Here is a 4,000-nt window from a genome sequence, read left to right on the forward strand (position 1 = left end):
TACATCAGACAGCGTTCAAATCAGCCCCTAAAGACCAGATAATCATCCAGATCACATAAACCCAGATCACCAGCCAACCCTCAAGAACCACCACCAAAACCCAGACCTAAGCCTAAGCCTCAGCTCCAACCACCAGACCCTCAAGCCCAGCAGCCAAACGCCACCAACGTATCCCTTCCTAGCCTATTCACAATCCTCAAAGAACAAAACGACGGAACTTCCGTCCCGCCGAACATCACCCCGTCGGCACATTCATCCAGCGCCGCCGTCGATGTGACTGATCTATTACACCCCAACCGGACCGTCAACCCCTCTCCGCGCACCAAATGCGATACCAGGAAACAAATTTCTTAATCCCGTGATTCAGATTGGTTTTCGGCGCAAATCCGGTCAACTCGGCGAGAGCCGAAAGGTCGGCGCATGTCTCGACAGGATCAGCCGGCGGGCGCGATGCGTCGACGATCACAGCTTTTCGTCCCAGTTCCTCCTCGAGCAGCTGCACAAGGTCACGAACGAATTCAGCCCGATGATTCCCGATGTTGAAGATCCGATGCGCGCCAACCTCTGCGGGCGCATGCTCGATCACACCCATCACACCTTCGACAATATCGTCTATGTAGGTGAAATCGCGCTTTAGCGTCCCGGCCTCGTAGAGGGTGATGGGGCGCCCGGCCATGATAGCTTCGGCAAAACCGAAATAGGCCATGTCCGGTCGCCCCCACGGCCCGTAGACCGTAAAAAAGCGCAATCCGGTCTGCCGAATTCCGTAGAGATGCGCGTATGCTGCGCTCATCAACTCGTCTGCTCGCTTCGTCGCCGCATAGAGCGATTGAGGCCGATCTGCTCGCGCCGTCTCGGCATAGGGCAACGGTGTTCCGGCTCCGTATACGGATGACGAACTCGCGTACACGAGATGCTTTAGCCGTGGCACATGGCGCGCCACTTCCAGGACAGAAAGATGCCCCACCAGGTTCGCCGCAGCGTAAGCGAATGGGTTGTCGATCGAATAGCGCACGCCGGCCTGCGCCGCGAGATGAACGATGACATCCCAATCATCGCCGACCGCGCGCAACGCCGCATGATCGGCGATATCGACCCGGTGAAAGCGAAAGCCATCATGCGCAGCCAGCCGATCAAGCCGCGCATGCTTCAGCCTGACATCGTAATACGGATTAAGATCGTCCACCCCGGCGACAAGCGCACCACGCGAGAGAAGAGCCTCGGCGACGTGATAGCCGATAAACCCAGCCGCACCGGTCAACAGGACCTTCACCTGCGTGCATCCGTCAGTCGATCCTCGAGCAACTCAAGAATGATATGGCCAAGCGTGATATGGCATTCCTGAATTCTCGCCGTGGTGTCGTCCGGCACGATTATGGCATGATCGCACAACGCCAGTGCCGGCCCGCCATCGCCGCCCAGCATGCCCACCGTGACGATCCCCTTGTCCCGCGCCACCTCCAGCGCCCGCAGGACTGAGGGCGAACGGCCGGACGTGGTAATTCCAAACAGCACATCGCCGCTGCGGCCGAGGCCGGCAAGCGGTCGGGCGAAAACCTCGTCGAAGCCAAAATCGTTCCCCGCGGCGGTCAAGGCGGCGGGATCGAGCGTCAGCGCCAACGCAGGCCAGGAGTCGCGCGCCACGCTGCCGCGCAGGCGGATCAGCAATTCCGTCGCCAGATGCTGGGAATCGGCCGCCGATCCCCCATTGCCGCAGAACATCAGTTTGTTCCCGGCGCGAATCGCCGCCTCACAGGCGTCAACGATGGCTATCACCGGTTCGGGCGCCTCGGCGAGAGCCTGCTTCAGCGCGGCGCCGCGCCGGAGCAGCGCGGCGATATGCGCCGCTTCACCCCGCTCAGTGGGCAACCCAGCCACCGTCGATGGAAAGGGCCGCGCCTGTGACGGTCGAAGCCGCTTCGGAGCAGAGAAAAGCGACAAAGGCGCCGATCTTGCCTGGCGTGGTGAATTCGAGCATCGGCTGCTTCTCTGCGAGCAACGCCTTGGCCTCGTCCTGCACCGTGGTGCGGTTCGATGCCGCCCGTGCCTCGATCTGCGCCTCGACGAGCGGCGTCAGGACCCAGCCGGGACAGATCGCATTTACCGTGATGCCGTCGTTCGCGCACTCGATCGCAACCGTCTTGGTCGCCCCGACCACGCCGTGCTTCGCCGCGACATAGGCGATCTTCTGCCCGCTCGCGACCAGTCCATGAGCGGAGGCAATATTGACGATCCGCCCCCAACCGCGCCGGCGCATCAGCGGCACCGCGGACTTCATTGCGTGAAATACGGCGGAAAGGTTGAGCGCGATGATTGCATCCCACTTCTCGTCGGGAAAATCCTCGACCGGTGCCACATGCTGGATCCCGGCATTGTTCACCAGAATATCGATCGAGCCGAGGTCAGCTTCGGCCCGCGTCACCAGTCGCCTGATCTCCGCCGGGCGGGTCAGATCCGCCCCGTCGAATGCGACGCGTACACCAAACTCCCCGCCAAGAGAGGCCCGCAAATCCTCGATTTTCGCTGTGTCGCCGAACCCGTTCAGCATGATGTCCGCACCCTGTGCAGCCAGCGCACGCGCAATGCCAAGACCGATACCGCTGGTCGAACCGGTTACCAGCGCAACCTTGCCCCTGAGACTCACGGGTACCCCCAATGTCAGTGTCGAATCGTTCTGCGCCATGGAGCACAGCGCTTCAAGAGGGCTTGAGGGGTTAACCCGCATTTCTCATGGGGCAGCCGCATCAGGGCCCTGAATCGGCGAAAGTTCTAATGCGACAAAGCAAGTTGGTGAAGCACGAGGAGTGCCCCGATGCCGACGGGATGAAGTGGCCGGCCCCCGGTGAGTGGTCCGAGTTGAAGCTGGCATTGCGGTCGCATTTCAGATTTTGATGAGCCCGTCTGGGTGCGGCATGGTGAGTGCATCGCCAGCATAGCCACGCGATGATGTCGGCGGGTTCGATCCGGCGCTGAGCGCGCTTGTTGCGCGATACAGCTGACTTCCTGAACAGGCCAGAGTATCCGTTCCTGAGGGTCGGCATGCTCGGCCTTCTTTTTTGGGGACGTCGTATCGTTGGCTCGATATCGGACCACCGCCATCGCGACGGGGGCGAGCATCACGAACGAGACGTGACGATGCCACCCGTGCCAGGACCGGGTCTCGCTGTGGTCAAGGCGAATTCGTTCTTCGTGGTCTCCAGGCGGTCTTCGATCGCCCGACGATGGCCTTCGACAGATGGAGCAGGCCCTCGGGCCGCATTTTAAATAATATGACCATGAAAACGTCAGTGGCTTTGCCGCGCAATTCGGAGGTCACCTCTGGTCTGAGCCCGTGGATTTCCTCCAGGAATGAGTAGAGTCCGCCCCATCAGGGAGACGGACGAGATGAAGAGCAGTCGGTTTAGCGAGGAACAGATCATCGGCATCCTCAAAGAGCAGGAGTCGGGGATGTCGACGGCGGAGGTCTGCCGTCGACACGGGATCAGTTCGGCGACGTTTTACAAGTGGAAGGCCAAATTCGGCGGGTTGGAAGTCTCGGACGCCAGGCGGCTCAAACAGCTGGAAGACGAGAACGCTCGGCTCAAGCGGCTGTTGGCGGACGCCGTGCTGGACAACGCCATGCTCAAGGAAATTGCGTCAAAAAAATTCTAGCGCCCAGCCATAAGCGGGAGGCGGTAGCTCATCTTCAGAGCCTGTTCGAGGTGAGCCAACGCCGGGCCTGCGATGCGCTGGGCGTGGATCGGACCACGGTGCGGTATCAAAGCCGCCGCCCGGATGATGCGGAGGCTCGCGAACGCATGCGCGTGCTTGCGGGCGAGCGCCGTCGATTTGGCTATCGGCGCCTGCACTGGCTGCTCAGCCGCGAAGGAATTTCCATGAACCACAAGAAGTTTCGGCGCCTTTACCGCGAAGAACGCCTTCAGGTTCGCCGTCGCGGCGGGCGAAAGCGGGCCTTGGGCACACGATCTCCGATGACCATTCCGCAGGGCTGCAATCAGCG

Annotated in this window: 3 protein-coding genes and 2 pseudogenes; 1 reads left to right on the plus strand and 4 read right to left on the minus strand. The window is 61.1% G+C overall.

Annotation, left to right across the window (positions count from 1 at the left end; genetic code table 11):
• Positions 1-304: 304 nt before the first annotated feature.
• The 4 genes and pseudogenes from RT91_RS18220 to RT91_RS20915 form a co-directional block, all read right to left on the minus strand.
• Positions 305-1,273 (minus strand): NAD-dependent epimerase/dehydratase family protein, encoded by a 969-nt coding sequence (locus RT91_RS18220; protein WP_035189036.1) that lies wholly within the window; start codon positions 1,271-1,273, stop codon positions 305-307.
• Positions 1,270-1,869 carry an SIS domain-containing protein gene (locus tag RT91_RS18225; RefSeq protein ID WP_007422999.1) on the minus strand — a complete coding sequence of 200 codons (600 nt, stop codon included), beginning with the start codon at positions 1,867-1,869 and terminating at the stop codon, positions 1,270-1,272. The genes RT91_RS18220 and RT91_RS18225 overlap by 4 nt, the downstream gene beginning before the upstream one ends.
• Complete coding sequence (locus RT91_RS18230) at positions 1,859-2,683, minus strand: 3-hydroxybutyrate dehydrogenase (protein ID WP_048858214.1); 825 nt, start codon at positions 2,681-2,683, stop codon at positions 1,859-1,861. Before RT91_RS18230 ends, RT91_RS18225 begins: the two co-directional genes overlap by 11 nt.
• 371 nt (positions 2,684-3,054) lie before the next feature.
• Positions 3,055-3,233: pseudogene (locus RT91_RS20915) on the minus strand (IS701 family transposase); the annotation flags it as partial.
• Positions 3,234-3,384: 151 nt separating this feature from the next.
• Between RT91_RS20915 and tnpA the strand changes: the two are divergent.
• Positions 3,385-4,000 (plus strand): annotated as a pseudogene (tnpA, locus tag RT91_RS20920) (IS66 family insertion sequence element accessory protein TnpA); the annotation flags it as partial.

The organism is Acidiphilium sp. JA12-A1 (assembly GCF_000724705.2).
Classification (GTDB): Bacteria; Pseudomonadota; Alphaproteobacteria; order Acetobacterales; family Acetobacteraceae; genus Acidiphilium; species Acidiphilium multivorum.

Bases quoted from the DNA above. Each gene is read 5' to 3' on its own strand.
- RT91_RS18230 (WP_048858214.1), bottom strand. From the start codon at position 2,683: ATGGCGCAGAACGATTCGACACTGACATTGGGGGTACCCGTGAGTCTC.